The organism is Paenimyroides tangerinum (assembly GCF_003865405.1).
GTDB classification, from domain to species: Bacteria; Bacteroidota; Bacteroidia; order Flavobacteriales; family Flavobacteriaceae; genus Flavobacterium; species Flavobacterium tangerinum.
Genome location: NZ_RQVQ01000002.1, coordinates 134,863 through 161,733, shown reverse-complemented (window position 1 = coordinate 161,733; position 26,871 = coordinate 134,863). Strand labels below are relative to the sequence as shown.

The 26,871-nt window shown below is 31.3% G+C and carries 23 protein-coding genes, 6 tRNA genes and 1 rRNA gene; 17 read left to right on the top strand and 13 right to left on the bottom strand.

What is annotated here, in order from left to right; translation table 11 throughout:
- Positions 1–223 precede the first annotated feature (223 nt).
- A 5S ribosomal RNA gene (gene rrf, locus EG240_RS01565) occupies positions 224–335 on the top strand.
- Between the two features lie 242 nt (positions 336–577).
- Here rrf and EG240_RS01560 read toward each other — a convergent pair.
- The 3 genes from EG240_RS01560 to EG240_RS01550 all read right to left on the bottom strand — a co-directional run bounded on the left by EG240_RS01560 (position 578) and on the right by EG240_RS01550 (position 3,038).
- On the bottom strand, positions 578–1,972 hold the full coding sequence (locus EG240_RS01560) for an RCC1 domain-containing protein (RefSeq protein WP_125016707.1): 1,395 nt from the start codon (positions 1,970–1,972) through the stop codon (positions 578–580).
- Between the two features lie 319 nt (positions 1,973–2,291).
- Positions 2,292–2,756: a regulatory protein RecX gene (locus EG240_RS01555; protein ID WP_125016705.1), complete on the bottom strand. Its 465-nt coding sequence runs from the start codon at positions 2,754–2,756 to the stop codon at positions 2,292–2,294.
- Positions 2,757–2,759: 3 nt separating this feature from the next.
- Complete coding sequence (locus EG240_RS01550) at positions 2,760–3,038, bottom strand: hypothetical protein (protein WP_125016703.1); 279 nt, start codon at positions 3,036–3,038, stop codon at positions 2,760–2,762.
- 156 nt (positions 3,039–3,194) lie between these two features.
- Between EG240_RS01550 and EG240_RS01545 the strand changes: the two genes are divergently transcribed.
- The 6 genes from EG240_RS01545 (at position 3,195) to EG240_RS01520 (ending at position 10,112) form a co-directional block, all read left to right on the top strand.
- Positions 3,195–4,670: an ankyrin repeat domain-containing protein gene (locus EG240_RS01545; RefSeq protein WP_125016701.1), complete on the top strand. Its 1,476-nt coding sequence runs from the start codon at positions 3,195–3,197 to the stop codon at positions 4,668–4,670.
- 25 nt (positions 4,671–4,695) lie between these two features.
- The gene (locus tag EG240_RS01540; RefSeq protein WP_125016699.1) at positions 4,696–5,181 is read left to right on the top strand and encodes a DUF2271 domain-containing protein; all 486 of its coding nucleotides are present in this window, start codon (positions 4,696–4,698) and stop codon (positions 5,179–5,181) included.
- A gap of 14 nt (positions 5,182–5,195) precedes the next feature.
- Positions 5,196–7,379, top strand: coding sequence for a PepSY domain-containing protein (locus EG240_RS01535; protein WP_125016697.1), 2,184 nt, complete (start codon positions 5,196–5,198; stop codon positions 7,377–7,379).
- Positions 7,380–7,381: 2 nt separating this feature from the next.
- Positions 7,382–8,386, top strand: coding sequence for an FAD:protein FMN transferase (locus tag EG240_RS01530; RefSeq protein ID WP_235830315.1), 1,005 nt, complete (start codon positions 7,382–7,384; stop codon positions 8,384–8,386).
- A gap of 67 nt (positions 8,387–8,453) precedes the next feature.
- A complete protein-coding gene (locus EG240_RS01525; RefSeq protein WP_125016695.1) occupies positions 8,454–9,098 on the top strand; it encodes a hypothetical protein in 645 nt (214 codons plus the stop codon).
- Positions 9,099–9,191: 93 nt separating this feature from the next.
- Positions 9,192–10,112, top strand: a complete 921-nt coding sequence (locus EG240_RS01520) for a malate dehydrogenase (protein WP_125016693.1) — start codon at positions 9,192–9,194, stop codon at positions 10,110–10,112.
- Between the two features lie 37 nt (positions 10,113–10,149).
- On the opposite strand, the gene EG240_RS01515 is transcribed toward EG240_RS01520, so the two are convergent.
- Positions 10,150–10,229: transfer RNA gene (locus EG240_RS01515), tRNA-Leu, on the bottom strand.
- 151 nt (positions 10,230–10,380) lie between these two features.
- On the opposite strand from EG240_RS01515, the gene EG240_RS01510 reads away from it, so the two are divergent.
- Positions 10,381–11,322 (top strand): ribose-phosphate pyrophosphokinase, encoded by a 942-nt coding sequence (locus EG240_RS01510; protein ID WP_125016691.1) that lies wholly within the window; start codon positions 10,381–10,383, stop codon positions 11,320–11,322.
- A gap of 29 nt (positions 11,323–11,351) precedes the next feature.
- Complete coding sequence (locus EG240_RS01505) at positions 11,352–11,954, top strand: 50S ribosomal protein L25/general stress protein Ctc (protein WP_125016689.1); 603 nt, start codon at positions 11,352–11,354, stop codon at positions 11,952–11,954.
- Between the two features lie 95 nt (positions 11,955–12,049).
- On the opposite strand, the gene EG240_RS01500 is transcribed toward EG240_RS01505, so the two are convergent.
- The gene (locus EG240_RS01500) at positions 12,050–12,913 is read right to left on the bottom strand and encodes an Omp28-related outer membrane protein (protein WP_125016687.1); all 864 of its coding nucleotides are present in this window, start codon (positions 12,911–12,913) and stop codon (positions 12,050–12,052) included.
- Between the two features lie 171 nt (positions 12,914–13,084).
- Between EG240_RS01500 and EG240_RS01495 the strand changes: the two genes are divergently transcribed.
- The 3 genes from EG240_RS01495 (at position 13,085) to rpsA (ending at position 17,222) form a co-directional block, all read left to right on the top strand.
- On the top strand, positions 13,085–13,525 hold the full coding sequence (locus EG240_RS01495; protein ID WP_235830314.1) for a TlpA family protein disulfide reductase: 441 nt from the start codon (positions 13,085–13,087) through the stop codon (positions 13,523–13,525).
- Positions 13,526–13,550: 25 nt separating this feature from the next.
- Positions 13,551–15,239, top strand: a complete 1,689-nt coding sequence (locus tag EG240_RS01490; protein ID WP_125016683.1) for a DUF6029 family protein — start codon at positions 13,551–13,553, stop codon at positions 15,237–15,239.
- Positions 15,240–15,446: 207 nt separating this feature from the next.
- Positions 15,447–17,222 carry a 30S ribosomal protein S1 gene (rpsA, locus tag EG240_RS01485; RefSeq protein ID WP_125016716.1) on the top strand — a complete coding sequence of 592 codons (1,776 nt, stop codon included), beginning with the start codon at positions 15,447–15,449 and terminating at the stop codon, positions 17,220–17,222.
- A gap of 61 nt (positions 17,223–17,283) precedes the next feature.
- On the opposite strand, the gene EG240_RS01480 is transcribed toward rpsA, so the two are convergent.
- The 8 genes from EG240_RS01480 to EG240_RS01445 all read right to left on the bottom strand — a co-directional run bounded on the left by EG240_RS01480 (position 17,284) and on the right by EG240_RS01445 (position 26,131).
- Positions 17,284–18,066: a hypothetical protein gene (locus EG240_RS01480; RefSeq protein WP_125016681.1), complete on the bottom strand. Its 783-nt coding sequence runs from the start codon at positions 18,064–18,066 to the stop codon at positions 17,284–17,286.
- Between the two features lie 51 nt (positions 18,067–18,117).
- The gene (locus EG240_RS01475; RefSeq protein WP_125016679.1) at positions 18,118–18,297 is read right to left on the bottom strand and encodes a hypothetical protein; all 180 of its coding nucleotides are present in this window, start codon (positions 18,295–18,297) and stop codon (positions 18,118–18,120) included.
- A 4-nt stretch (positions 18,298–18,301) separates the two neighbouring features.
- Positions 18,302–18,760 carry a hypothetical protein gene (locus tag EG240_RS01470; RefSeq protein ID WP_125016677.1) on the bottom strand — a complete coding sequence of 153 codons (459 nt, stop codon included), beginning with the start codon at positions 18,758–18,760 and terminating at the stop codon, positions 18,302–18,304.
- A gap of 13 nt (positions 18,761–18,773) precedes the next feature.
- On the bottom strand, positions 18,774–19,397 hold the full coding sequence (locus tag EG240_RS01465) for an outer membrane beta-barrel protein (protein ID WP_125016675.1): 624 nt from the start codon (positions 19,395–19,397) through the stop codon (positions 18,774–18,776).
- A gap of 75 nt (positions 19,398–19,472) precedes the next feature.
- The gene (locus EG240_RS01460; protein WP_125016672.1) at positions 19,473–20,330 is read right to left on the bottom strand and encodes a helix-turn-helix domain-containing protein; all 858 of its coding nucleotides are present in this window, start codon (positions 20,328–20,330) and stop codon (positions 19,473–19,475) included.
- Between the two features lie 97 nt (positions 20,331–20,427).
- Positions 20,428–21,660: a hypothetical protein gene (locus tag EG240_RS01455; RefSeq protein WP_125016670.1), complete on the bottom strand. Its 1,233-nt coding sequence runs from the start codon at positions 21,658–21,660 to the stop codon at positions 20,428–20,430.
- A 58-nt stretch (positions 21,661–21,718) separates the two neighbouring features.
- A complete protein-coding gene (thiL, locus tag EG240_RS01450; protein ID WP_125016668.1) occupies positions 21,719–22,777 on the bottom strand; it encodes a thiamine-phosphate kinase in 1,059 nt (352 codons plus the stop codon).
- A gap of 72 nt (positions 22,778–22,849) precedes the next feature.
- Positions 22,850–26,131: a DUF2723 domain-containing protein gene (locus EG240_RS01445; protein ID WP_125016666.1), complete on the bottom strand. Its 3,282-nt coding sequence runs from the start codon at positions 26,129–26,131 to the stop codon at positions 22,850–22,852.
- A gap of 176 nt (positions 26,132–26,307) precedes the next feature.
- Between EG240_RS01445 and EG240_RS01440 the strand changes: the two genes are divergently transcribed.
- The 5 genes from EG240_RS01440 (at position 26,308) to EG240_RS01420 (ending at position 26,828) form a co-directional block, all read left to right on the top strand.
- Positions 26,308–26,378 (top strand) — tRNA-Gln (locus EG240_RS01440).
- Between the two features lie 41 nt (positions 26,379–26,419).
- Positions 26,420–26,490 (top strand) — tRNA-Gln (locus tag EG240_RS01435).
- A gap of 41 nt (positions 26,491–26,531) precedes the next feature.
- Positions 26,532–26,602 (top strand) — tRNA-Gln (locus EG240_RS01430).
- Positions 26,603–26,643: 41 nt separating this feature from the next.
- Positions 26,644–26,714: transfer RNA gene (locus EG240_RS01425), tRNA-Gln, on the top strand.
- 43 nt (positions 26,715–26,757) lie between these two features.
- A tRNA-Gln gene (locus EG240_RS01420) sits at positions 26,758–26,828 on the top strand.
- Positions 26,829–26,871: the final 43 nt, after the last annotated feature.

The following is a 26,871-nucleotide window of genomic DNA, read 5'->3' as shown; positions in this document are numbered from 1 at the left end:
TACTAATAGCCCGTAAGCTTATGTGCTCTAAGGAGTTGCTTTATACGTTAAGAAAATAGAAGATAGAGAAAAGAAAAAAAACTCAAACTTCATCTACAAAATGAATAAGAAAAGTATCTTAAATATGTTAACAATATTGCAGCAAAGCTGCGTTTAAAGTTCAAAGTTTAACGTTGAAGGATTAACCTGAAACAAAAAAAACGTTGAACCTTAAACAAAGACTTAAGGTGGTTATTGCGTCGGGGCTCACCTCTTCCCATTTCGAACAGAGAAGTTAAGCCCGATTGCGCAGATGGTACTGCATTTTAATGTGGGAGAGTATGTCGCTGCCTTTTTTTTGAAAGTCCTTTACTGAAGAGTAAAGGACTTTTTTGTTATCTATAACTTTGTGAATCCTAAATCATTTTAGAGCAATAGCACTCCTTTTTATAATAAAACATGCTGACTTTTTACGTCAGCTCGCTTTGTTTAATTGGTTTTAAGGCACGGATTACAAATCCGCGCGATCGGGTTTTATGTAGTATGAAAAAATTGAATACAGTCAAATTATATCTAATGCTATTATAAAAAAGATGATTTATTTCTTTACAAATTTTGAATTATAGAATGATTTATCTTTATTTTCCAATCTTATTAAATAAGTTCCATTTGTTAGGCGAGATACATCTACAAAATTAATATCTGTTAAATTTTCATATACTTTTTTTCCTGTCATGTCAAAAATCACAACCTTATGAATTTCGATATTTTGTGCCCAATATAATTTATCTGTAGTAGGATTTGGATAAATAATTATATCTGATAATTCATTTTCGTTTGTAGAAAGAAAATTTAAACATTGATAAATAAGTTGAGGATTTGAGGTTGCAATTTGAGTTTGTGGCGTAACATCATAATTATAATTATAATTATAATGTCCAAAAGCCCACACTGTATAATCATCTCTTAGTGCATATATAGAGTGTTCACCAGCAGCCACCTTAATCCAATTATTTTGAATTCCTACTTGAATGGGTATTAAAGTAGTAGTTGGGTAAACAATACCATTTGTATTACTCATCAGACCCTTTCCCCAATACCATAGCGTACCATCAGCCTGAATACCGGCTACTACATTCGTACCTACAGCAAAATCATTCCAAGTTGCTGATCCAATCTGTGTAGGTTGAGTAATATATGGAGTTTGAGAAACACCTACTGCTCCATGTACATTATCTCCCCAACCCCATAACGTATTATCTGTTTTTTGGCCAATTGAAAAATTAGTATCGATTGATGATTTAACCATTTTCCAATCTGTTGCGGTACCAACTTGAGTTAAGGTTGAGTAAAAATAATTTAAATTAGGTAAACCTAAATTGTATTTCCCATTATAACCACTAGCCCACAAAGTTCCGTTTTTTTTGATGGCAAAAGTACTACCAGCACCTGCTGTAATATCGGCCCAATCATTCGTTGGGCTTAATTGAATTGGCGTTGTGGTATAGGAAAATAATTCAGTTGTATCAAAAAGTGAATAATCTGCATTATTTCCCCAACCCCAAATTGTACCGTCATCTTTTAAGGCTACTGTTGAGAACTTAGATGCGACAACTTTACTCCAATCAGTATCTGTATTCACTAATAAAGGAGTGTTACTATCAGTGGTTGTATTATTGCCTAACTGTCCATGACCATTTCTTCCCCAAGTATAAATTTTTTTTTCGCTTGTCATCGCTGCAGAATGAAACCAACCATGAGAAATTGAAGCGAAATTATTTGTTTCTGTTCTTTCAAAAGGAACCGTTTGATTTATATTAGTGCCCTTACCAACTTGTCCGTAATCATTTAATCCATACGAATAAATTTTTCCAGAATTTGTAAAAATTGAAATAGTTGCGTAACGTACTGAAATGTCAGTAACACAATCTGGCTGTGAAAAAACCAAATTAATACTTAAAGTAAAAAAAGATAAAATATAGAAGATTTTCATAAAAAAAATTGAAATTCAGTTAAATATATAAAAAAATTAATTTGAAACAAAATATTTTATAAAAATGAGCTGATTTTTTACCGTTAGCTAGCTTTGATTATTCGTTTTATGCACGGATTGTAAATCCGTGCTATCTGATTCATTATATAGAGTTGTTTCTTCGAATGTCTTTAATATAGAACTTCGCAAAAGGAATGGAAGCTTTGTTTGAGCTCTTTTGCAAATTTTTAATTTGTGAAAAGCGAGTGCGGACAGCCCGACCTGTAACGCAGTGGAAGGATTGGCCATAAAAAAACTTCCAATAATTAATATTGGAAGTTTAATCGTAATTTTTTAAAGCTTCAAAAATGAGATTGGTTTCGTAACCTTTTCTAATAAGATAGTCAATCCATTTTTTTTTCTTTTTTTCTATTGAAGTTTCGTTAATGGTTTCCCATTTTCGGTCGGCCAAGTTGTAGAAATTGACAAGATATTCATCCTCAATTTCTTTCATTGCCGTTTTGATGTTATATGACGAAATATCTCTGAATTTTAATTCTTGTTCGATTCTACGTTTTCCCCAAAATTTAAATTTGTGCTTTCCGCGTGTAAATGCTTTGGCAAATCGTTCTTCATTTAAAAAATTCTGCTCTAAAAGATGATTGATGATATGGTCGATTGCGGTTTCAAACATTCCTAAAGATTTTAGTTTTTCAACTACCTCTTTATGACAACGTTCTTGATAAGCGCAATAATATTCAATTTTCTTTTTGGCTTCATCAATAGTTAAACCTTGTTGATTCATTTATTACTTATCGTCTTCGTCCTCTTTTTCATCTTTTTCATTTTCGAATTGTTGAACAAGCGCATCTAGCTCTTCGTCGGTCAATTCGTTTTCTTCTTCTTCTTCCAAATAGCTTTCAAATTTCTTTAAATCTTTTTTGAAACGTTTTGTGATAGCATCGTATTCTTTAATTAATTTTTTATACGATTTAATTACTTCTTTGTGCTTTTTGATTGTCTTTTCTTGACGTTTGATTTCTTTCTTTAAATCTGATTTTCCTTTTTTGTCTTTCTTCTTGCTCATAATCGTATAAATTTTAGATTCAATACAAGGTATGAATATATTTTGAGATTATTAAAATTAATCTTTGGCATTCCTTGGTTAAAGATTATTTTATTTTGTACATTTGCCTTGTTTTTATTAAGTCTAAATTACAAGAACGTAATTAAATATATCATTATGAAAAGAATCTTTATAATCGCATTGTTATTTTCAACCTATTTTTCAAATGCTCAGAACGCATTATTGAATGCTGATTTTTGGAAGAAATCTCCTGACTTAACAACTGTTAAAGCAGAAATTGCAAACGGAAATAATCCTGCAGAAGCAAATAGAGGAAATCACGATGTTGTAAGTATCGCTATCAACAATAATGCGCCTTTTGAAACAATTACTTATCTAATTGACCAAGATGGAAACAGTGTTGATAAAACGACTCACGATGGGCGATTATATATTCATTGGGCAGCAAGTCGAGGAAATGTTGAATTAGTAGAATATTTAATTTCTAAAGGTTCAGATATTAATCGTACAGATGATAAAGGAGCAACGCCATTGGCTTTTGCTGCATCAAACGGTCAAACAAATAAAGATATTTACGAATCGTTTTTTAATGCTGGATTAGATTCAAATTATAAAAATGCCAACGGAGCAAACTTCCTTTTAATGGCAATCGGATATGATAAAGATTTAGCTCTAACAGATTATTTACTTTCTAAAGGATTAAAACTTTCTGATGTTGATGCCAACGGAAATACAGTTTTTGATTATGCTGCTCGTACCGGAAATGTTGATATTTTAAAGCAACTTCAAAAACGAGGAATTAAGCCAACTAACAAAGCCTTAATTTTTGCTTCTGAAGGAACTCGTTCAAATGCTAACAGCCTAGAATTTTATAAATATTTAGTTGAAGATTTAAAATTAAATCCTAAAACAATTGGTGATAACGGCGAAAATGTACTTCACAATTTAGTTAAGAAAAATGACCAACAAGAAATTGTAGCTTATTTTTTAGCGAAAGGTGTTGATGTAAACCAAACGAATAAAGAAGGAAATACCGTTTTAATGGAAGCTGCTAAAGGTACAAATGTTGAAATGCTGAAAACGGTTTTAAGTAAAACGAAAAACATCAACCAAAGGAATAATAATGGAATGTCTGCATTATCATTCGCGGTAAATAATGGTTCTTCAGATGTTCTTTCTACTTTGATAACAGAAAAAGCAGATATTCAAGTTCGAGATAATTCTGGAAATATCATTACTTATTATCTAATTCAATCGTATCGTCCGTTACGTCCAAATCAAAAAGATGAATTTTCGGATAAAATTACTGTATTAGAAAAATCTGGAGTTGATTTTAAGGAATTACAAAAAGATGGAAATTCAATTTTACATTTGGCTGTTTCTAAAAATGATTTGAAATTATTACAAAAATTAGAAAAATACGAAATTGATGTAAATGCGGTTAATGAAGAGATAATGACTCCTTTACATAAAGCCGCTTTAATCGCAAAAGATGATAAAATTCTTAAATATTTAGTTGAAAAAGGAGCAGATGTAACCATCAAAACTGAATTTGACGAAACAGCTTATGATTTAGCTTCAGAAAATGAAGTACTTCAGAAAAATGCAATTAATATCGATTTTTTAAAATAATAGAAATATCATAAATCAAATAAAAATGAAACCATTTATAAAACAATCATTAATCGTAGTTTGTTTATTTTTCTTTGCTTTTCAAGCATCAGCACAAGCAACAAAATATAAAGGAATGTTGCAAATGTCGAACTACAACGGTTTAGAAGCTTATGTTGTTGTTTCTTTGATTGATGCAAAAGGAAATGCAGAAAAAACACTTTATATGATGGGACCAGACGAAAAATGGTACAACGGGTTTAAAGATTGGTTTGCTAAACTTTCTAAGAAAAAAGAAAAATTGAATGCGATTACTGGAGCTTCAGTAGCTGGTGGTGACCGTTCAACTTTTACTTTTACCATTGATGAAGCTAAAATAAATAAAGGATATAAGATTCGTTTTGAATCATCGGTTGAAGACCAAAAAAATTACATTAGCGATTTAGAAATTCCGTTTACAACTGAAGCTGTTACTAAAAAAACTGACGGAACAGGTTATATTCGTTACGTGAAATTATCTAAAGTTCAATAATCTTATTTTTTCTAATGACGAAATCTGTTTGGCGATTCGCCCATTTAGTTTTAGCCATTTTTTCATTTCTGTTTTTGCTAATCGCTTCTGTTACCGGAACCATTTTAGCAGTTGATGCAGCTTATGAAAAAACATCGGCACCAAGCATAGAAAATTTCAATCAAATAACTGTAGCGCAATCCATCACCGGGTTGCGCAAGGTTTTTCCGGAAATATTAGAATTGAATATCGATGCAACAAACTCTGTAATTGCAGAAGGTTTTAATGACGAAGGCGAAGATTTTAAAGCCATAGTAAATCCTGTTACGGGAGAAATTTTGGCTCAACCAAAACCAAAATCAGAGTTTATTGAATGGGTAACTTCGTTTCATCGTTCGTTATTTTTACACGAAACTGGACGATTCATTGTTGGATTCGTTTCCTTTTTGTTATTATTAATCACCATTTCTGGAACCGTTTTAATTATAAAAAGACAATTGGGAATTCGTAATTTCTTTTCAAAAGTAATCAGTGATTTCTCAGCGCAATATTTTCACGTAGTTGCCGGAAGATTACTTTTAATTCCAATTTTAATTATTTCCTTAACCGGAAGTTATTTGTTTATGTTACGATTTGATGTGATTTCAAAACCTGAATTGGTTGAAATTTCACACGAATCAAATTCAACTGAAGAATTTTCTTTGGAAGATATTCCTGTTTTTAAAGAAACGCTTTTAAGTGATGTAACTAAAATTGAATTTCCGTTTAGTGATGACCCAGAAGAATTTTTCCGAATTAAATTAAAAGATAAAGAAATTCAAGTTAATCAAATAACAGGTGAAATTGTCTCGGAAATTATTTATCCTAAAGAAACCGTTTTTGAAACCTTGAGTTTAGATTTACATACAGGAAGAACCAATGCCGTTTGGGCCATTATTTTAGGAATCGCTTCATTAAATATTTTGGTTTTTATTTATACCGGATTTGTGATAACCTTTAAACGTACATCGGTAAAAATTAAAAATAAATTTAAACCAACCGACGCTGAAATTGTTATTTTAGTCGGTTCGGAAGGTGGAAGTACTACGTATTTTGCCAACCGAATTCACCAGCAATTTTTGAATTCAGGTAAGAAATCATATTTCGCAACTTTAAACGAATATCAACAATTTCCAAAGGCTTCGGAATTGATTGTTTTAGCATCAACTTACGGATTGGGAGAAGCGCCTTCAAATGCCGGTCAGTTTAAAAAATTGGTTGCCAAATTTCCGCAATCGCAAAATATCCATTTTTCTGTTTTAGGTTTTGGCTCAACTAAATATGCCGATTTCTGTGCTTTCGCTTTTGAAGTAGATACGATGTTAACACAGCAAAATAACTTCAACCGTAAATTACAAATTCATACGATAAATAAAAAATCAGTTGCAGAATTCGTGAATTGGGTAAATGCGTACAACGAAATTTCTGATATTAAAATCGAAAACGTTTCGGCAATCTACCAAATGAAACTTCCAAAATTAAGTAAGTTCACCGTTCTTGAAAATAAGAAGAATGCCAATGATTCGGTTTTTCAAATTTCGTTACAAACCAAAAAGAAATTCCAATCAGGCGATTTACTTGCAATTTATCCAGCAAACGATGCACAAGAACGTTTGTATTCGATTGCTAAAGTAAACGGAAATTTACAATTGGTTGTTAAGTTACATGAGTTTGGTTTAGGTTCACAATTTTTACATCGTTTACAAAAAAACGATCAATTAAAAGCTAGAATCATTACAAACGAACATTTTCACGTTCCAACAGATGCCAAAAGTGTAATTATGATTGGAAACGGAACTGGAATTGCTCCGTTTTTAGGAATGATTAACGAAAATATTTCTCATAAAGAAATGCATTTGTTTGTTGGTTTCCGCCATAGAAACGAAACGGTTTTAGGTTACGAAGCTTTTGCGAAATCACATCAAGAGAAAAAACAATTAACTGATTTTACGTTTGCATTTTCTCGTGAAGAAAATCCAAAATACGTCATGCAAATTATAGAAGAACAAGCGCAGTTAATTGCTGATAAATTAGCTGTAGGAGCTGTTATTATGATTTGTGGTTCGTTAAAAATGCAAAAAGATGTAGAAGTTGTTTTAGATAAAATTGTTGCAACGCATAACGATAAATCACTAACTTTCTATAAAGAACAAAATCAAATCAAAACCGATTGTTATTAGTTATGATTAAAAAAAGTTTGCTTTTCGGAATTTTGTTTTTACTAGTTCAAAATGCCTTTGCTCAAGTATTGGTAAAACGCGATACCGTTTTAATGGGTAGTTCATTTGATGTTTCTATTGTGGCTGAAAACGAAGCTTTGGCTGAAAATTATATTCAACAGGTTTTTGAAGAAGTTATTCGTATTGATTTATTGATTTCAGATTGGAAACCAAACTCTCAAATTTCTGAAGTCAATAAAAATGCAGGAATAAAACCTGTGAAAGTGGATAAAGAAGTTTTTGATTTAACGAAACGTGCATTACAATTCTCTGAAATCACAAATGGAGCTTTTGATATTACTGTTGCTTCAATGGATAAAATTTGGAGTTTTGATGGTTTAATGGATGAACTTCCTACGAAAGAAGCGATTCAAAAAAGCATTGAAAATGTAGGTTATAAAAATGTGATTTTAAACGAATCTGAATCTACGATTTTCCTGTCAAAAAAAGGAATGAAAATTGGTTTTGGTGCCACCGGAAAAGGTTACGCAGCAGATAAAGGCCGTGAACTGATGTTGAAATTAGGAATAAAAGGCGGTATTGTAAATGCATCTGGCGATTTAGCTTCTTGGGGACGACAACCCGATAGAAAAAGTTGGTTGATTGGTTTGCGCGATCCATTTAAAAATGGGGCAATTTTACGAACTTTTCCGGTTCGAAATGCCGCAATGTGTACTTCGGGCGATTATCAAAAGTTTGCTTTAATTGACGGAATTCGTTATTCGCATATTATCAATCTCAAAACAGGAATTCCGGCGACGGGTTTAACTAGTGTTACGGTTTTAGGTCCGGAAGCAGAAACAGCAAACGCATTTAGTACTTCAATTATGGTTTTAGGAGCTGAAGCTGGTTTACAATTGTTAAATAATTACCCAGATTACGCTTGTTTAATTATTACCGAAGATAACGATATAATTACTTCTAAAAACTACAAAAAAGTTTTAAAGAATTTAAATACCGATAATTAATATAAACGCGCAGCTTTTACGTTGTGCGTTTTTTGTATTTTTATAATAAACAATTATTTAGGGTTATATGATTAAAGAATTAATGTTTAAACGGATAAATGAAAATCTTGATAAATATATTGAATATTATGAACTAGGGGGTCCTCAAACAGATAGAAAACTTCAAGCATTTACAGATTTATATAGTGTAATTTATCAAATTTTAGAAAATCTTGTTTTAGAAAATTATATATCTGCACTGACAACAACGTCATTTTTATTAGAAAGATTTTGTAAATTAGGAATAATAAAGCATGGATTATTAGGTGTGACTTTTTTATCAGATAATTATATTGATAAGTTAGACTCATCTTATGAATTTGACGCAAAAAATTTAAACGAAACCATTAAAAAATTAAAAGAATTAAAATTAATTAAAGAGGGTGAATTTAAAATTTTAATAAAAATGAAAGATGAAATGAGGAATTCATTTTCACATGCTGATTCGATTAAAATAACTAAAGAATATCCAAAAAAAATTGAAGCCTTTCATATGAACTTTTTGTGTCCAGACCAACTTCAAAAAGTAGAATTGGATTCTAAAACAACTTTTATTAAAAATGAGCAGATTGAATTAGAAGCTAAAAAGCAAGCGTTGTCAAATTTTAAGAAACTTTATTCAATTATTGTGGCCACAGATAGAAGATTGATTAAAAGATATAATTCATTATAAATTGAATAACCTAAAACGTAAAACCTAAAAGTTGTGCGTTTTTTGTAACTTTAATTTTGTTATCAAAACAATAAAACAACTAAAAAATAGAATATGAAAGTAAGTATTATAGGAGCTGGAAATGTTGGAGCAACTTGTGCGCAATTTATTGCAATGAAAGGCATCGTTTCTGAAATAGTTTTATTAGATATTGCAGAAGGTTTAGCAGCAGGTAAAGCTATGGATTTAGCGCAATCAATGCCAGCTTTAGGTTTTGATACCTTAATTTATCCAGAAGTTGATGATTATTCAAAAACTGCAAATAGTGAGGTAATTGTAGTTACTTCGGGGCAGCCAAGAAAACCTGGAATGAGCCGTGAAGAATTGGTTGCGGTTAATGTTTCTATTGTTGAATCTGTAATTAAAAATGCTATAAAATTCTCACCAAAAGCCGTTTTTGTTATTGTGACGAATCCGTTAGATACGATGACTTTGGTTGCTTTGAAAGCTTCGGGTTTACCAAAAAACAAAATAATTGGAATGGGAACGATTTTGGATTCAAATCGTTTTCGTTATTTCTTGAGTAAAAAATTACAAAAGCCGATTAACGAAATTGAAGCAATGGTAATTGGCGGTCATGGAGATACAACAATGATTCCGATTAAAGAATTAGCAACTTATAAAGGAATTCCAATTTCTGAAATTTTAACAAATGAAGCATTTGAAGAAGTTATCAAAGAAACTATGGTCGGCGGAGCTACATTAACTAAACTTTTAGGAACTTCAGCGTGGTACGGACCTGGCGCAGCAGTTACTGAATTAGTTGATACGATTGTAAATGATAAGAAGAAATTGATGCCTAATTCTGTTTATCTACAAGGTGAATTTGGAATTGATGGTGTTTGCATTGGAGTTCCGTGTATTATTGGAAAACATGGCGTTGAAGGAATTCTCGAAATTAAATTATCTGATTCTGATAAAATTAAATTTATAAACAGTGCGAACGCAATTAAAGAAGTAAACGGATTGATATAAAATTGAAAAACCTCAATCTATTGATTGAGGTTTTTTGTACCTGAGGTGGGAATCGAACCCACACTCCGAGGAACACGAGTTTGAGTCGTGCGCGTCTACCAATTCCGCCACTCAGGCATAACATATCTGTTATCTGGTTGCAAATGTAAAACAATATTTTTAAAATCAAATAAAAAATAAAAAAATATTCAACATTAAAATATAATTACTAAATTTGCAACGCTTTAAAAAAGCAGAACACAACAACTAACTACCAAACTAAATTAAAATGACACACTTTGAACCGGAAGCAAAGATATTTGCTTGTTCACAAAGTAAAGAATTAGCTGAGCGTATTGCTAAAAATTACGGTATCGAATTAGGAAATGTAACTTTATCACATTATAGTGACGGTGAATTTCAGCCTTCTTTTGAAGAGTCTATTCGAGGAATTCGTGTTTTCTTAATCTGTTCAACATTTCCTTCAGCAGATAATTTGATGGAATTGTTATTGATGATTGACGCTGCAAAAAGAGCTTCTGCTCGACATATTACAGCAGTTATTCCATATTTTGGATTGGCTCGTCAAGACAGAAAAGACAAGCCACGTGTGCCAATAGGAGCGAAGTTAGTAGCTAAAATGTTAGAAACTGCTGGTGCAACTCGAGTGATGACAATGGATTTACATGCAGATCAAATTCAAGGTTTTTTTGAAAAACCAGTAGATCATTTATATGCTTCAACCATTTTCTTGCCTTATGTAGAATCATTAGGTTTAGAAAATTTAACTATTGCTTCACCTGATATGGGGGGGTCTAAAAGAGCTTATGCATATGCGAAATATTTAGGGTCTGAAGTTGTGGTTTGTTATAAACAACGTAAAAAAGCAAATGTAATTGAAACTATGGAATTGATTGGAGATGTAACAGGTCGAAATGTAATTCTAGTTGATGATATGGTTGATACTGGAGGTACTTTGGCGAAAGCGGCTGATGTAATGATGGAAAAAGGAGCCTTGAGTGTGAGAGCAATTTGTACACATGCTATTTTATCAGGAAATGCTTTAGATAAAATTGAAGCTTCAAGTTTAACTGAGTTAATCGTTACAGATTCTATTCCATTGAAACGTCAAAGCGATAAAATTAGAGTTTTAAGTTGTGCAAGTTTGTTTGCGGATGTGATGCATATGGTGCAAAATAACAATTCGATTAGTAACAAATTTATAATGTAGTATTTTATTAATTTTTTATATATATTAAAATGAAATCAATTTCAATTAAAGGACAAGAAAGAGAAAGCGTGGGTAAAGTATCTACTAAAGCTGCACGTAATGCTGGATTGGTTCCTTGCGTAATTTACGGAGGAGGAGAACCAGTACATTTCACAGCTGAAGAGAAAGCTTTTAAAAGCTTAGTTTACACTCCAAACGTACATACGGTTGTAGTTGAATTAAACGGAAATACTGTTGATTGTATTTTACAAGACATTCAGTTTGATCCAGTATCTGACAAAATTTTACACATCGATTTCTATAAATTGGATGCTGCAAAAGAAATTACTATGGAAGTTCCTGTTAAAGTTGAAGGAAATTCTAAAGGTGTTATGGCAGGTGGTGTTTTACGTTTAAACCAACGTAAATTAAAAGTAAGAGCTTTACCAGCTAACTTACCTGACTTCGTTGTAGCTGATATTACTGAGTTAGAAATGGGTAACAAATTATACGTTACTTCTATTCCTACAGATAACTTCAAGTTATTACACCCAGACAATACAGTTGTTGCTCAAGTAAGAATTTCTCGTGCTGCTATGAAAGCTGCTCAAGAAGCTGCAAAAGCAGAAAAAGGTGGAAAAAAGAAGAAATAATCTTTTATTTCAATATAAAAAAGCTCCGATTTATCGGAGCTTTTTTTATGGTTTGTAAAATTATCTCCTTTAGAAAACAAAGAAGTTAATTTGTTTTAATTTAAAATTTGATATTCAACAGTTTCGTTTGCGTGTGCTTTTTGCACGTTTAATACTTTTCCGGTAGAATCTGTTACAAACACAACAACTTCAACTTTTGACAAGTCCTTATTGTATAATGTATAAGAAACATTTTGTCCAGATTTAGAAATCTCTTGGCCAGCTGTTGCGTTTCCAAGGCTGTTTCCTGTTGCTGTTCCGTAAACTGCTCGTAATACATCGTTGTGTATGAATTCAGGGTGAGAAGATGGGGCTTGTGGGTTTCCATTACCTCCATAATAAGTTGTTGAGTTTTTTTGCGGACTAGAAGAGAGAACTACTTCGTTTTCAATTACATAAATGCTGTATTTTAAATCAGAAAAACCCTCAGAGAATTTGAAAGATGCAGAAACTGAGCCGCCTGTATTGGTTAATTCTGAAGTTATTTTAATTCCAACAGTTGATCCGTTTTTTTGTATTGTATTGTATACTTGAGCTAAATTGTTGTTTTGAGGACTTCTCCATTCTTCTGATCTGCTGATAAGAGCGAAAGGATACCCTTGAACATCAAAAAAGGAGTCTAAAGTTCCTCCGGCTGGAATCTGCATTTGATCGCCAAAATGGATGGCTACAGGGATTATTTTGTTTCCTAATGTTTCGTGTTCTAATGCTTTTTCGATCGAATAGGTGACTCTTGGACACCATTGACACCATGTGCCTGTTACGTCTTCTATTAATACTTTATGTTGGTATTTTACAGATGTATTTCCGTTTCCTGGTTCAACTGTTTTACTTTCTTTTGAATCGTCGCTAGAACAAGAAACAGAAGTGAAACCAAGTGTTATTGCTAAAAAAGCTCCAATTAAAATTCTTTTTTTCATTATAGATTAATTTATATGTTAGTTTAATGTTAAGGTTTGTAAATATATAAATTAATTTTATTTAAAAAAAAAGTTGGATTGAATATTTTATTATATAAATTTGATTTTTTTATTAATACCTTAATTATAATGTGTAGAAATTTTTTATTTGTATTTTTTTTGTGTTCAACTTTGTCATTTGCGCAAAGTAAATTGCCTAATGTAACGTTGAAAACTTTAGATGGTAAGTCGATTAATTTATCATCTTATAACTCCAAATCAAAACCTGTAATTATTAGTTTTTGGGCCACTTGGTGTGGGCCTTGTATTAAGGAATTGAAGGCTATAAATTCGGTTTATGCTAAATGGCAAAAAGAAACAGGTGTTGAGTTAGTGGCTGTTTCAATTGATGATGCTCGTACGAAAAATAGAGTAAAGTCTCAGGTTTCTGGTGCAGGTTGGGATTATACGGTTTTAATAGATGATAATCAAGAGTTGAAACGAGCAATGAATGTTGTCAATGTGCCTTATACGGTTATAGTATATGAAGGGAAAATAGTTTATTCACATTCAAATTATACACCTGGAATTGAAAATGATATTTATAAGAAGTTACAATCATTAGTTAAGTAAATAAAGTTAAAATCTAATTTCAATTATGTTTAAAAAGATTGTGTTGGCTAGTTCATTGATTTTAACATCAATAAGTTATGGACAATTAAGGGTGGGGGTTGAATCTAATTCGCAATATTATGTAGATGATGAAAAAATAAAATTAAATGAAAAAGAAAATGATGAACGCTTCCGTTCTAATAATTATATAAAGATTGATTATACAATCAAAAATTTTGAATTTGGTTTGCAAGGTGAAGCTTATTATCCCAAAGCTTTGTTGAATTTTAATCCAGAATTAAGAAATTTCAATATAGGAACTTTGTATGCAAGATATAATAATTATGAAAAAGGAATTGATGTAACTGCTGGGCATATCTATGAGCAATTTGGTAGTGGTTTAGCGCTTCGTTTTTGGGAAGATCGTGCATTGGGAATAAATAATGCTCTTTTTGGGGCTAAAATTAAATATCGTTTTGGAGAATCTATAACAGCTAAAGTATTAGCTGGAAAACAACGTATTGGAATGGGATTAGACCTTTCTGATGGTAGTATTTTTGGTGCTGATTTAGAAGTTGATTTGTCAAATTTCTTAAAAGCTGAAACTTATGATTTTAAATTTGGTGCTACTTACGTTGGGAGGAATGAAAATATAAGTGAATTATATCCTAATGTTCCAAATTTAACAAATGTTTTTGGACCAAGAGTTGAGTATATAGGTGAGAAATTTAATGTTAGCTTCGAGTATCTTTATAAGTCCAAAGATGTTCATGTTGAAGAAAATATTCAGCCTGATATTTTAAGAGATGGTAGTGCTTATTATGCGAATATGGGATATAATTCTGGTTTATTTGCTGCTAATTTAAATTTGAGAAGATTGGAGAATTTTACTTTTTTCTCACAAAGAGATTTGCAAGGAAATTTGTATAATACGGGTATGATTAATTATGTTCCCTCATTAACAAAACAATATGATCATTCTCTTCAAAATATTTTTGTTTATCAGTCGCAGCCGCAAATGATTTATTATCTAACAGGTAGAGAAAAACAAGGAGAGATTGGTGGTCAATTTGATGTTTATTTTGAGTTAGAGCCATCTACTTTTTTTGGAGGAGAAACTGGAGCGAGTATTGCAATTAACGGTTCTTATTGGGCGGGTTTAAAAAATTATATCTCTAAAAAAAATATTAAAGGTGAATTTGGTGAAGATATTGAATTGGTTGATTTGAAAACTGATTTTTTTGGATTTGGAACTAAATATTACAAAGATTTTGGTGTTGAATATCGTAAGAAGATATCTGATAAATTCTCGACTATTTTTTCGTATTTAAATCAATTCTATAATAGTGCGTTATTAGTAGAGAAGCCTTATTTGGTTAATGCTAATACTTTAACGGGTGAAGGAACGTATTTTTTATCTGGAACAAAATCAGTTCGGTTAGAGTTACAGCATCAATGGGCTGATTCTGAACGTGGAAATTGGGCAGGAGGAACAGCTGAATATGTACCCAATTCTACTTGGTCGTTTTTTATACATGATATTTACAATTATGGAACAAACGAACCTAGTGAAAAGTTACATTACTACAGTTTTGGAGGTGCTTTTACAAAAGGTGCCACAAGAATCGCAGCGAGTTATGGTCGTCAAAGAGGTGGAATGATGTGTGTTGGTGGCGTTTGTCGATACGTACCTGAAGCAGCTGGATTTACACTAAATCTAACTACGAATTTTTAAAAAATTTAAGCATCCTGAAAAAGATGCTTTTTTTGTGCCTAAAAAATTAGAAATTAGTATGTTGGATTCAAATTAATTTGTAATTTTGCAAACGTTTTACATGGTTAAGGGTTTTTTGTAAAGCATTTAAATTCAATTTATAACAGCTTCTGTTTTTAATTTCCATTGAAAACCCAATTGAAACAGAATACAAATTTATTATCAGACATGTCTGAACAAACACAAAATCCAGAAGAATTCTTACAAAGCTTTAATTGGGAACGTTACGAAAACGGAATCGATGCTGTTGAAGAAACTCAATTACAAGAATTCGAAGAATTAGTAGAAAAAACTTTTATCTCTACAGATGCTGAAGAAGTTGTAGAAGGTGTAGTTGTAAGAATTACTGACCGTGATGCAATCGTTGATATCAACGCTAAATCTGAAGGTGTAATTTCTTTAAACGAATTCCGTTACAACCCGAACTTAAAAGTAGGTGATAAAGTTGAAGTTTTAATCGACGTAAGAGAAGATAAAAACGGACAATTAGTATTATCTCACCGTAAAGCTCGTACTATCAAAGCTTGGGATAGAGTTATCGCTGCTAATGAAACTGGAGAAATCGTTAATGGTTTCGTAAAATGTAGAACTAAAGGTGGTATGATCGTTGACGTATTCGGAATCGAAGCATTCTTACCAGGTTCTCAAATCGATGTTAAACCAATCCGTGATTACGATCAGTTTGTAAACAAAACTATGGAATTCAAAGTTGTGAAAATCAACCATGAGTTCAAAAACGTAGTAGTTTCTCACAAAGCGTTAATCGAGGCTGATATCGAAGTACAGAAAAAAGAAATCATTGGTCAATTACAAAAAGGTCAAGTATTAGAAGGTGTTGTTAAAAACATTACTTCTTATGGTGTATTCATTGATTTAGGAGGTGTAGACGGATTAATCCACATCACTGACTTATCTTGGTCAAGAATCAACCACCCATCTGAAGTTTTAGAATTAGATCAAAAATTAAACGTTGTAATCTTAGATTTCGATGACGAGAAAACACGTATCCAATTAGGTTTAAAACAATTAAACGCTCACCCTTGGGATGCTTTAGATGCTAACTTAACTGTTGGTGACAAAGTTAAAGGTAAAGTTGTTGTTTTAGCTGATTATGGTGCTTTCATCGAAGTTGCTGAAGGTGTAGAAGGTTTAATCCACGTTTCTGAAATGTCTTGGTCAACGCATTTACGTTCTGCTCAAGATTTCGTAAAAGTTGGTGATGAAGTTGAAGCTGTTATCTTAACATTAGACCGCGATGAGCGTAAAATGTCTTTAGGTATCAAACAATTAACTCAAGATCCTTGGACTGGAATTGCTGGAAAATATCCTGTAGGATCAGTTCATACAGGTGTTGTTCGTAACTTTACAAACTTTGGTGTTTTCGTAGAATTAGAAGAAGGAATTGATGGATTAGTTTACATCTCTGACTTATCTTGGACTAAGAAAATCAAACACCCATCTGAATTTGTAAGCGTTGGTGACAAATTAGAAGTTGTTGTTTTAGAATTAGACGTTGAAGGTCGTAAATTATCTTTAGGTCACAAACAAACAACTGCTAATCCTTGGGATCAGTACGAAGCTGCTTTCGCTGTTGGAACTATCCACAATGGAGTTATCGCTGAAGTAATTGACAAAGGTGCTACTGTTGAATTTGGTGATGATATCGTTGCTTTCATTCCTACTCGTCATTTAGAAAAAGAAGACGGAAAGAAATTGAAAAAAGGTGATACTGCTGATTTCAAAGTAATTGAATTCAATAAAGAATTCAAAAGAGTTGTAGCTTCTCATACTGCTATTTTCCGTGAGGAAGAAGACAAAAATGTGAAAGCTCAAGAAGAGAAATCTAACAATAATAATGCTAGTAATACAGCTGAGAAATCTACTTTAGGTGATATCGATGCTTTAGCAGAATTAAAAGCTAAAATGGAAAAAGGAAATAACTAATTTCTGATTCAAAAAATGAAAGCCGACTTGAAAAAGTCGGCTTTTTTTTATGATTGTTATTTTAAATTGCTTTTTTCTTTTCTACATAATCAACAACAAAACCTATGATTCCTTTACCTTCTAAGTTTTTTTGTTCTTCTTTCGTTAGTTTTAATTGTTTGATAAAACTGTTGGAATCAATGATGTTATTTTCGATTGAATACTTTTCTTGTACACTTAATGTTTTGATATAATATTGGTCGTTTGTATCGAAATAAACTTCAATTTTCCCCATTAATACCTTGTCGTTTGAGTTAAATTGAGCTGGTTTATTTCGTTTTAATACCAATGTATTTTGATATTTTGAAATAAGTTTTTTTTCTGAATCGATAGTAAAAGTTATAAAATCATCATCAGAATCTTTATAAACAACGTATTCATCACCAATTTTTTGAACTTTGTTATTCTCTATAAAATCTTTTACCAATTGATAAGTTCTTTTATCAGTAAAAACGCCTTCTTCTGTATGAGAAATATATTCATAACTTGGAAGTTTTTGGTAAACTGTGTTTTTATTAATTTCTGAATCCCAATATAAAGAATAGTTATTGAAAGTTGTATTAAGAACATTACCTAATGCTAAAATTCCGTTGAAACTTTCAAGTTTTTTTTGATTTTCATTTATATTAAAATCAATTTGATAATAGCGTTTACCTTTATTATCTTTTTTAAAAGTTTTGTATGAATTTTCGAAAATTGTCAAAAGTTGTTTTTTTACCGTTGGACCATTTTCGATGACTAATTCTTTTAATGTTGTTGAATTATCATCCATACAAACAACAGTTGCAAATGAATTTATTGACAATGTACCAAAGTTTGGATGTGAAACTGTGATGGAATTAATATTTTCAGGAATTTATATATTGCCGTTTTCATCCGTGTTTCCTAACCATTTATTTGTAGAAGTTTCATTTACGATTGCATTCTGTAGCGGGTTTTGATTTGTACAATCTAAAAAACGGGTTTGAGCATTTGTAGCTATTTGTATTAAGGCTAAAAATGATACGATTAAGCTGTGTTTAATAATCTTTTTCATTTTTTTAGGTGTGTAAAATAATAGCCTGCTTTGCGATAGAACCAACAATATGTCCGTATAAAGTCATTAAAATCTCAATTGGATTGATGTTTACTTTATCTAATTGAATGATGTAATTTCCTTTGTTTTTTATTTGATTTTCGGTTCTGATTTTTAGTAGCGTTTGCTTATGTGCATCACGTAATTGAGTTCCCCATGTAAATCCAAAAATGCCTCTAATTTCTTTATCTAATTCTTCAATTTTTATCGTTCCCCAAAACTTATCGGTTTTTAGATGATAAATAGTTTTATTGTTTTCTATGACTTTGCATAACCATTTTTCTTGGATAAGCTGATAGGTTTTATCGGTGATAATAATTTGATGTTGTTTTGATTTTAAATTGATGAGTAATTTACCTACGATTTCATTTTTTGAATCAAAGATTGTTATGATTTCGTTTTCTGTTTTTGCGGTTAATTGCATTTATTTTTTGATTTTAATAGAAATATCCAAATCCCATATTGACCGTTCCTGAGTTCAGTTTACGTTCAATATTGTTGTATTTAGTTGCGTTCATATCTCCTAAATTTGTGTAATTAATTGTGAAGAACGATTGTTTGCTAAGCGCAATGTTTAATCCAAAATTCACTAAATATTTCCAATTTGTTTTTTGTGATTTATCTGTAATTGTAGATATACTACTTTCGATTTTTTCTTTAATTGCGAAGTTTGGTCCAGCACCAATTCCTACATAAAAATCAAACGGAGAATTGTAAGTGTTGAATAAATCGAAATGAAATCTTGCTTGAACGGGTACTAAAGTAGAAGTTCTTGAAATTTCGCTCCATTCATTTTCGAACATTGTATTAGCATTAAAAGTAGATTGGTAATATCCTAAGCCAAATTCCAATGTTTTTGAAGCACGATACATTAAATTCATGCTTAACAAAGTTGCATTTCCGTTTAAGTTTAGTTGGTTTTGAACTTCATAATTTCCAGTTCCAAGACCAGCTGCGATTTCAAAGGTTAGTTTTGGTAAGTTCGGTTTTATCGAGTCATTTTGTGCAAATAAAACAAAGCTTAACAATAATGTCGTAAGGTAAATAAAGAAGCGTATCATAATTCACATGTTTTAATTTTTATCAAAAATAGAAATGATTCAAATCAAAGAATTGTAAAATTGAGACACATGTAATTATTTTTCAAAAAAATGCCAATATAAATCTTCGTTGCCTAATTTATTGATTTTTGGCAGCAAGGTTTTTGGCGTTTCGTTAGTTATGGTTTTGAAATGTTTTATAAAATGCGATTGGTCGTAATACATTGCAAAAAGTGCGATATCAGTTAAGTTTGCTTCTTCTTTGTTTTGTAAAGCGTAATTTAATGAATTTCGGAACATCACCATTTTCTTGTATTCTTCCATGCTGATTAAGGTATGTTTCTTAAATAAACGTAAAAGTTTTTTTCTATTGGTTTGAAATTGTTCTTCTAGTTCACTAATTTTTATCGCACCATTGGAAAGAATGATTTCACGAATGGAATCATTAAGAATTGGTTCCTGAAAAGGTTGGTAAAGTTTTAAAAGTTCTTTTTCTATAACTTCTAATTGGTTCTCTAAATCATCGTTTTTGTTTATTTTCTGAAGAGCTTCATTAAACGATTCGCTCAAATCAATTTTCATGAAGTCCTTTGTCATCAACTCATTTAGTGGTTTTTTAATGAAATGATTAAAACCTAATGGATAAAATACAATGCCAATTTTATGAAACGAACCATTGATGTTTACTAATGTTTTATGTTTCGAATTAACGGTGTATAAACAAGTAATTGATTTTGGATTTGCGTCTTTTTCTATGTTTGAGCAAATAGGGTCGTAGTTCAAAGTTACTTTGTTTCCAAGATAAATGGTTACAGCATGAAGGTAATTTGGATAGAAATAAAAAGATTCCGAATGGTTTTCTTCTTCACAAACATGAAAATAAAAATAAGCGATTACTTTTTTTAAAAGCTCATTTTTTGGTTTTAAGGTTTTTAAATACGACTTATTTTCCATGCCAATAAAAATAAGGTTTTTAAACAATTTTTCAAATTTTTAATCTAACAAAAAAGCTTTAGAGTAGGAAGAAACTCTAAAGCTTTTGTTGTTGATTTTAAAAAGTATATCCTAAAGTAAATATTTGCATTGTATTTCCTGTTTCTAAAGGTTTTTTGAATCTGGCTGAAACATAATAATGATTATTAAATTTCAATCCAACACCCAACATTCCTCCAAAATTAGTTGAACTCTTAAATCCTGAATCACTTCTTTTACCATTCTCTGTTTCCCAAGTGGCGATATTCTTACTATTAATAAAATTTGTCAAGGTAATACCTCCTTCACCATAAATTTCAAAATTCTCTACAATTTTAAAATAATGTTTATATCCAGCATTTATTAAAACTACTTTAGATTTCAATTCGTAATTGATATTACTATATCCTAATGGATGGTTTTCAGTGTATTGTCTGTCTATTTGAAATTTTTGATTGTAAATTGATAGTGAAGCATCTGCAAAAACAGCTGATTGATTTTTGTTACTAAAAGGTATTTCTACAGCGACTCCGATAGTTGGTGATGTATAATTTTCTGTTGATTTGATGTAATAGTTTTCACTATAACCGATAATGTACAATAATGCTTCTTGTGGAGTATTTCGACCTATTTTATTTGAGTCAAATTTATTTAATACTACACCTCCAAAGATAGAAAAGTTAAACTTTGTTTTCGTGATTCCTTTTTCTAAATCGTAGTTATTTAGTTTGTTGAAATACTTTATTAATTTATCTTTTTTGTATTCGATTTTTTTATATTCTAAAAATCCTAATTCAGGTTGAGGCGCATCTTTATATAATTGATTTTGAAATTGATTGTTAGCTTTTGTAGTTCTGTGATTTATAAAATATTCTTTGTAAATTAAGGGTTCAATTTGTTTCGATGTTGGTGAACTAAAATAAAATTGCGTAAAATTTGATAATTCATAAGAATATAAATTATAATCGCCTTTAACTAAAAATTTCAATAATATCCATTCTTTTTTAAAATTTGGGTTCGGTTCGTTATTGAAGTTGCTTGGGTTTGTACTTAGATTCGTGTCTATATCATTTAATGATGAAATATAAGCTTCGTTATCGATTGTTATATCATTCATTTTTTCTATTAGAAATTTTTCAACTTCTTTATTGTCAACTTTTACTTCGATTTCATAGATTAAATTTTTAAAATTATTTTTTAATGTTCCGGATATTTTTTGATTAGCGTATGTGAATTCAATTTGTTTCGATTTGTTTTGTGCAAATGTGCTAAGACTAAAAAGCAATAGAAATAAAAGAAATGTTTTTTTCATTATTATGAGTTTTTTTGATTTAAGAAAAGCGAATTATAAATTCGCTTTTAATTTTTTTTTATTCGTCTTCATCTTTTGAAATTGCACTCCAACCTCTAGCTTTTAAAGGAATTTTTGTGTTTTCTCTTGTGATGATATGAACACCTTCGTTTTCTGGCACAATATGACCAATGACATTTAAATGCGGATTAGCTTTTATTTTATCGTAATCTGACATTTTAATGGTGAAAAGTAATTCGTAATCTTCTCCGCCGTTGATTGCAATAGTTGTGCTGTCTAGATTGAATTCTTCACAAACATTGATTAATTGCGGGTCTAACGGAAGTTTTTCTTCGTAAACATTACATCCAACTTTAGAACTTTTTGTTAAATGAAAAATCTCAGATGATAAACCGTCAGAAATATCAATCATTGCAGTTGGTTTAACTTCTAATTTTTCTAATAACTCTTTGATATCTTTTCGAGCTTCTGGTTTCAATTGGCGTTCGATAAGATAAGTATAATCATCTAAATCAGGCTGATTGTTCGGGTTTACTAAGAAAACTTGTTTCTCTCTTTCAAGAACTTGTAATCCCATGTAAGCTGCTCCTAAATCTCCGGTTACAACTAATAAGTCTGTGTCTTTCGCTCCATCTCTGTAAACAATTTCTTCTTCATTTGCTTCGCCAATAGCTGTAATGCTAATAATTAAACCTGAAGTCGATGAGGTTGTATCTCCTCCAATTACATCAACGTTGTAAAATTTAGATGCTAAACGAATTCCTTCATACAATTCTTCTAAAGCTTCTAATGGAAAACGATTAGAAACTGCAATTGAAACTGTAATTTGAGTTGGATTTGCATTCATTGCGCAAATGTCCGAAATGTTTACAACAACAGCTTTGTAACCTAAATGTTTTAGAGGTGCGTATCCTAAATCAAAATGTACTCCTTCGATTAATAAATCAGTTGAGACAACTACTTTTTTAGATTCGAAATCTAACACAGCAGCATCGTCACCAATGCTTTTAATTGTTGATTTATGTTTGATATCGAAATGTTTGGTTAAGTGATCTATTAAGGCAAATTCTCCTAATTGGTCAATCGGAGTTCTTTGTGGGTCTTTATTTTCTAACATAGGTTTTGAATTTTTACAAAGTTATAAACTTCTTGAAATAAAAGCGATAGGAGTGAACCTATCGCTTTTTAATTATTGTTTTAATGTGTCAACAGTGATTGTGTCTGTTTCGTCCATTTCTTCTGGTGCATCACTCTGTTCGCTTGCTGCTTGAATAAAACGATTGAAATATGTGATATACGAATTTAACTTTGCTTTATGTTTATTAGCTAAAGCGTTATCAGGTCTTTCAGCGTACGAAATCAAACGATCGTAAGCATCTAAAGATTCAAGAATTTCATAACCATAATCATTTTGTTCTGTTGGTTTCATCGACTTGTAATATAATAATTGCTCATCATATTTTTTAGCTAATTGAGCCATTAAATCAGAACCTTTTTGCTTTTCTCCTAATGCATAATACAATTCAACAAAAGGTTCGACAGTTGAGTAATTTCCAAAATATTCAACAGGGAAATTGGTCATAGCTAAATCAACAATTTTTTTAGCTTTTTGCATTTTTCCTTCTTCAATCAACGCTTCGGCTAAGCGGGTTAAATTTACTCTGTATAAGAATGCATTTTTCCTAGTTTCTGGATCGTGATAAATTGAAGAACTTCCGTTGTTACCCCATTCCCAACCTAAAACGGTATTGTACATTTTATCGGTATCAATATCTCCAATGTACAACGGATGCTGGTTTTGACCCGTTGTAGCTTGGTAAGGAACCAATTGATAAGTAAGTCCTGATAGTTGTAAATGATCTTTCATCCATAAGAAATCTTCATCGTTTAAAGATCCACTTGTGAAATAAATTGGTCGTTCCCAATTGTTATTCGCAATGATATCTAACATGATCAAACGTTGTCTGTACAATGCTTGTTCATTAATATCTAAATCGATATATGGTAAAATTTGATCGTAATATTTTTCAGTTACGATTTTATTTTTAATAACAAGATCTTTATTAATTGGTACTCTTAGTTTGTTTGTAGGAATACGAACAATAGATTCGCCATTTGACATTTCAACACGTGTTTCTGGTTTATCAGATGCAATAAAATCCATAACACTATTAATATCAACTCTGTCGTCAATTACTGGTGAAATTACAGCATAATACAATTTGTTACCTGCATATTGTTTGTGATTAAATCTGATTTTTAAAGGTTTTGAATCATAAGCAGCAACTTTCATTTGATCAATGTACCAATCGGCTTGTAATAAAGCTGTACAAACAACTCGAACGTCAGTTCTATATCCTTCAACTTCTTGTAAATACCAAAGAGGGAAAGTATCGTTATCTCCAATTGTGAAAAGAATTCCATTTGGACCAACAGAATCTAAATATCCTTTTGCGATTGCTAAGGCTGTATATTTTTCTGAACGGTCATGATCGTCCCAGTTTTCTTTTGCCATTAACACAGGAGCTCCTAAGAAACATGCTGTTAAAACTAACGGTAAACTTACTTTTGGAGAAATGAATTTCTTTAATCCATCGTAAATTGCAAATACCCCAAATGCGATCCACATTGCAAAAACCATAAATGACGCAACAACTGCATAGTCACGTTCGCGTGGTTCGAACGGACGTTCGTTTAAGAATATTTTTAATGCAAAACTTGTAAATAAGAATAGAGCTAGAAGTACATAAAAAGTTTTCGGATCTTTTTTGAAGTGGAAAATAAATCCAATTAATCCTATTAAGAAAGGAATCATGTAATAATGATTTCTTCCTTTGTTATTTAAAATGTCTGAAGTTAAATTTTCTTGAGATCCAGTTCTAATTTCATCTAAAAATGGAATTCCAGTAACCCAGTTTCCGTTGTCTCTGTCATAGTTTCCTTGAATGTCATTCTGACGACCAGAGAAATTCCACATCAAATATCTCCAGTACATATAACCGAATTGATATTCAAACATGAATTTCATGTTATCAGCAAATGTTGGGTTTTTAACGTCGAAATATTTACTGTATTCAGGATGACCTAAAAACATTTCGTATTGACCAATAGAAATCTGTCCAGTAGCTAAACCTTGTCTAATTTGATTTTCCATGTCGCGAATTTCGGGTTCGTTCGCAAATTCAGGTTTGATTTCGAAATCTAAAGGTTTTGAAAAACGCATGTAATTTGATGGGTGAGAACCATCTGTACTCCACATTCTTGGTAAAAATCCTTTTAAAGTTGATGAATAGTTGGGTTCTGATGCGATTTTTTTATCTGTGATTATATATTTTCCAGATTCGTTGTCTCTTTCATAGTTTGGTTTTCCATCAACATATGGAGTTGTTTCATCTAATTCATTTTTGAATTTCGTTGTGAAATAAGTATCATAAAATAAAGATCTTGAACCATATTGCTCACGATTGTAATAAGCTAATACTTCAGCTGCATCCGAAGGTTTGTTTTCGTTAATTGGAATTTGTGTATTCGCACGAATAGGTAACATTATCCAGCTAGAGAATCCGATAAAGATGAATAAAATAGTTAAAATTACTGTGTTTAATTTTTCTTTTCCATTTTGTTGTGTGTATCTCAATCCGAAAACAAAAGCAGCTACTATGATTAGGAATGCTAAAATAGTTCCTGAATTAAATGGTAATCCTAGAGAGTTTACAACAAAAATTTCTGTTTTACCAAAAAATGCTAAAGTGTAAGGAAGTAAGAATAAGAAAACAATTAATAGAATCGAAACAATAACAATGTTTGCAATGATGAAATTTTTAATTGTAACCTTTTCGTATTTTTTAAAATAATATAAATATCCGATAGAAGGAATTGCTAGTAAAGCCATGAAGTGAACTCCAAAAGAAAGTCCAATTACTAAACCAATCAATACAAACCATTTATTTCCTCGTGGATTGTCAATGTCGTCAATCCAGCGCAGTCCTAACCAAAGTAAGATTGCGATTAATAACGTTGCTGTTGCATAAACTTCAGCTTCTACAGCGCTATACCAGAATGTATCTGAAAAAGCAAATGCTAAAGATCCAATGAAAGCACTTCCTAAGATTGCAATTGCATTTTGGTCATTCATTTCAGTGTACGATGAAACTACCTTTTTTAGAAGGTTTGTAACGCACCAATACATGAAAAGTATGGTAAATGCACTTGAAACCGCTGCAACCATGTTTACCATCAATGCGATATGTTCATTACCTGCGGCGAACATTGAGAAGAAAGCTCCCAACATTTGATAAAGCGGTGCTCCAGGTGGGTGACCTACTTGTAGTTTAGTTGATGTTGCAATGTACTCTCCAGCGTCCCAAAAACTTAATGTTGGTTCAACTGTTACAGTGTAAGTTATTAAAGAAATTAAAAAGGCTGCCCATCCTAAGATGATATTCCATTTTTTAAAATTGATTTTCAACATAATACAATGTTTGTAAATTAATTGATTTGTAAATACAAAGAAAACGTTTTTTTTGAAGTGTTCTATAAAATTAGTTTTTTTTTAATTTTTTTTTCAAAACTCTTGTGTTGTTTAAAAATTGTACTACCTTTGCAACCGCAATAATGAATCAAATGGTTGATTGTTGCTAAGGTTATTGACCTATGGTGTAATGGTAACACAGCTGATTTTGGTTCAGTCGTTCTAGGTTCGAGTCCTAGTAGGTCAACAAAGAAATTTGTTGATAAATAGATTTTTTAACCGGTTTAATGACCTATGGTGTAATGGTAACACAGCTGATTTTGGTTCAGTCGTTCTAGGTTCGAGTCCTAGTAGGTCAACAAAGAAATTTGTTGATAAATAGATTTTTTAACCGGTTTAATGACCTATGGTGTAATGGTAACACAGCTGATTTTGGTTCAGTCGTTCTAGGTTCGAGTCCTAGTAGGTCAACAAAGAAATTTGTTGATAAATAGATTTTTTAACCGGTTTAATGACCTATGGTGTAATGGTAACACAGCTGATTTTGGTTCAGTCGTTCTAGGTTCGAGTCCTAGTAGGTCAACAAAGAAATTTGTTGAATTTTATAGATTTCTTTTCGTGGTTACTGACCTATGGTGTAATGGTAACACAGCTGATTTTGGTTCAGTCGTTCTAGGTTCGAGTCCTAGTAGGTCAACGAATTCAACAAAAAAAACCTCTTCAAACGAAGAGGTTTTTTT

Coding starts and splice junctions, on each gene's coding strand:
- EG240_RS01465 (WP_125016675.1), bottom strand. CDS start 19,397: ATGATACGCTTCTTTATTTACCTTACGACATTATTGTTAAGCTTTGTT.
- EG240_RS01505 (WP_125016689.1), top strand. CDS start 11,352: ATGAAATCAATTTCAATTAAAGGACAAGAAAGAGAAAGCGTGGGTAAA.
- EG240_RS01520 (WP_125016693.1), top strand. CDS start 9,192: ATGAAAGTAAGTATTATAGGAGCTGGAAATGTTGGAGCAACTTGTGCG.
- EG240_RS01470 (WP_125016677.1), bottom strand. CDS start 18,760: ATGCAATTAACCGCAAAAACAGAAAACGAAATCATAACAATCTTTGAT.
- EG240_RS01530 (WP_235830315.1), top strand. CDS start 7,382: ATGATTAAAAAAAGTTTGCTTTTCGGAATTTTGTTTTTACTAGTTCAA.
- EG240_RS01490 (WP_125016683.1), top strand. CDS start 13,551: ATGTTTAAAAAGATTGTGTTGGCTAGTTCATTGATTTTAACATCAATA.
- EG240_RS01550 (WP_125016703.1), bottom strand. CDS start 3,038: ATGAGCAAGAAGAAAGACAAAAAAGGAAAATCAGATTTAAAGAAAGAA.
- EG240_RS01555 (WP_125016705.1), bottom strand. CDS start 2,756: ATGAATCAACAAGGTTTAACTATTGATGAAGCCAAAAAGAAAATTGAA.
- EG240_RS01455 (WP_125016670.1), bottom strand. CDS start 21,660: ATGAAAAAAACATTTCTTTTATTTCTATTGCTTTTTAGTCTTAGCACA.
- EG240_RS01535 (WP_125016697.1), top strand. CDS start 5,196: ATGACGAAATCTGTTTGGCGATTCGCCCATTTAGTTTTAGCCATTTTT.
- EG240_RS01445 (WP_125016666.1), bottom strand. CDS start 26,131: ATGTTGAAAATCAATTTTAAAAAATGGAATATCATCTTAGGATGGGCA.
- EG240_RS01540 (WP_125016699.1), top strand. CDS start 4,696: ATGAAACCATTTATAAAACAATCATTAATCGTAGTTTGTTTATTTTTC.
- EG240_RS01510 (WP_125016691.1), top strand. CDS start 10,381: ATGACACACTTTGAACCGGAAGCAAAGATATTTGCTTGTTCACAAAGT.
- EG240_RS01545 (WP_125016701.1), top strand. CDS start 3,195: ATGAAAAGAATCTTTATAATCGCATTGTTATTTTCAACCTATTTTTCA.
- rpsA (WP_125016716.1), top strand. CDS start 15,447: ATGTCTGAACAAACACAAAATCCAGAAGAATTCTTACAAAGCTTTAAT.
- EG240_RS01525 (WP_125016695.1), top strand. CDS start 8,454: ATGATTAAAGAATTAATGTTTAAACGGATAAATGAAAATCTTGATAAA.
- EG240_RS01500 (WP_125016687.1), bottom strand. CDS start 12,913: ATGAAAAAAAGAATTTTAATTGGAGCTTTTTTAGCAATAACACTTGGT.
- EG240_RS01560 (WP_125016707.1), bottom strand. CDS start 1,972: ATGAAAATCTTCTATATTTTATCTTTTTTTACTTTAAGTATTAATTTG.
- EG240_RS01475 (WP_125016679.1), bottom strand. CDS start 18,297: ATGAAAAAGATTATTAAACACAGCTTAATCGTATCATTTTTAGCCTTA.
- thiL (WP_125016668.1), bottom strand. CDS start 22,777: ATGTTAGAAAATAAAGACCCACAAAGAACTCCGATTGACCAATTAGGA.
- EG240_RS01460 (WP_125016672.1), bottom strand. CDS start 20,330: ATGGAAAATAAGTCGTATTTAAAAACCTTAAAACCAAAAAATGAGCTT.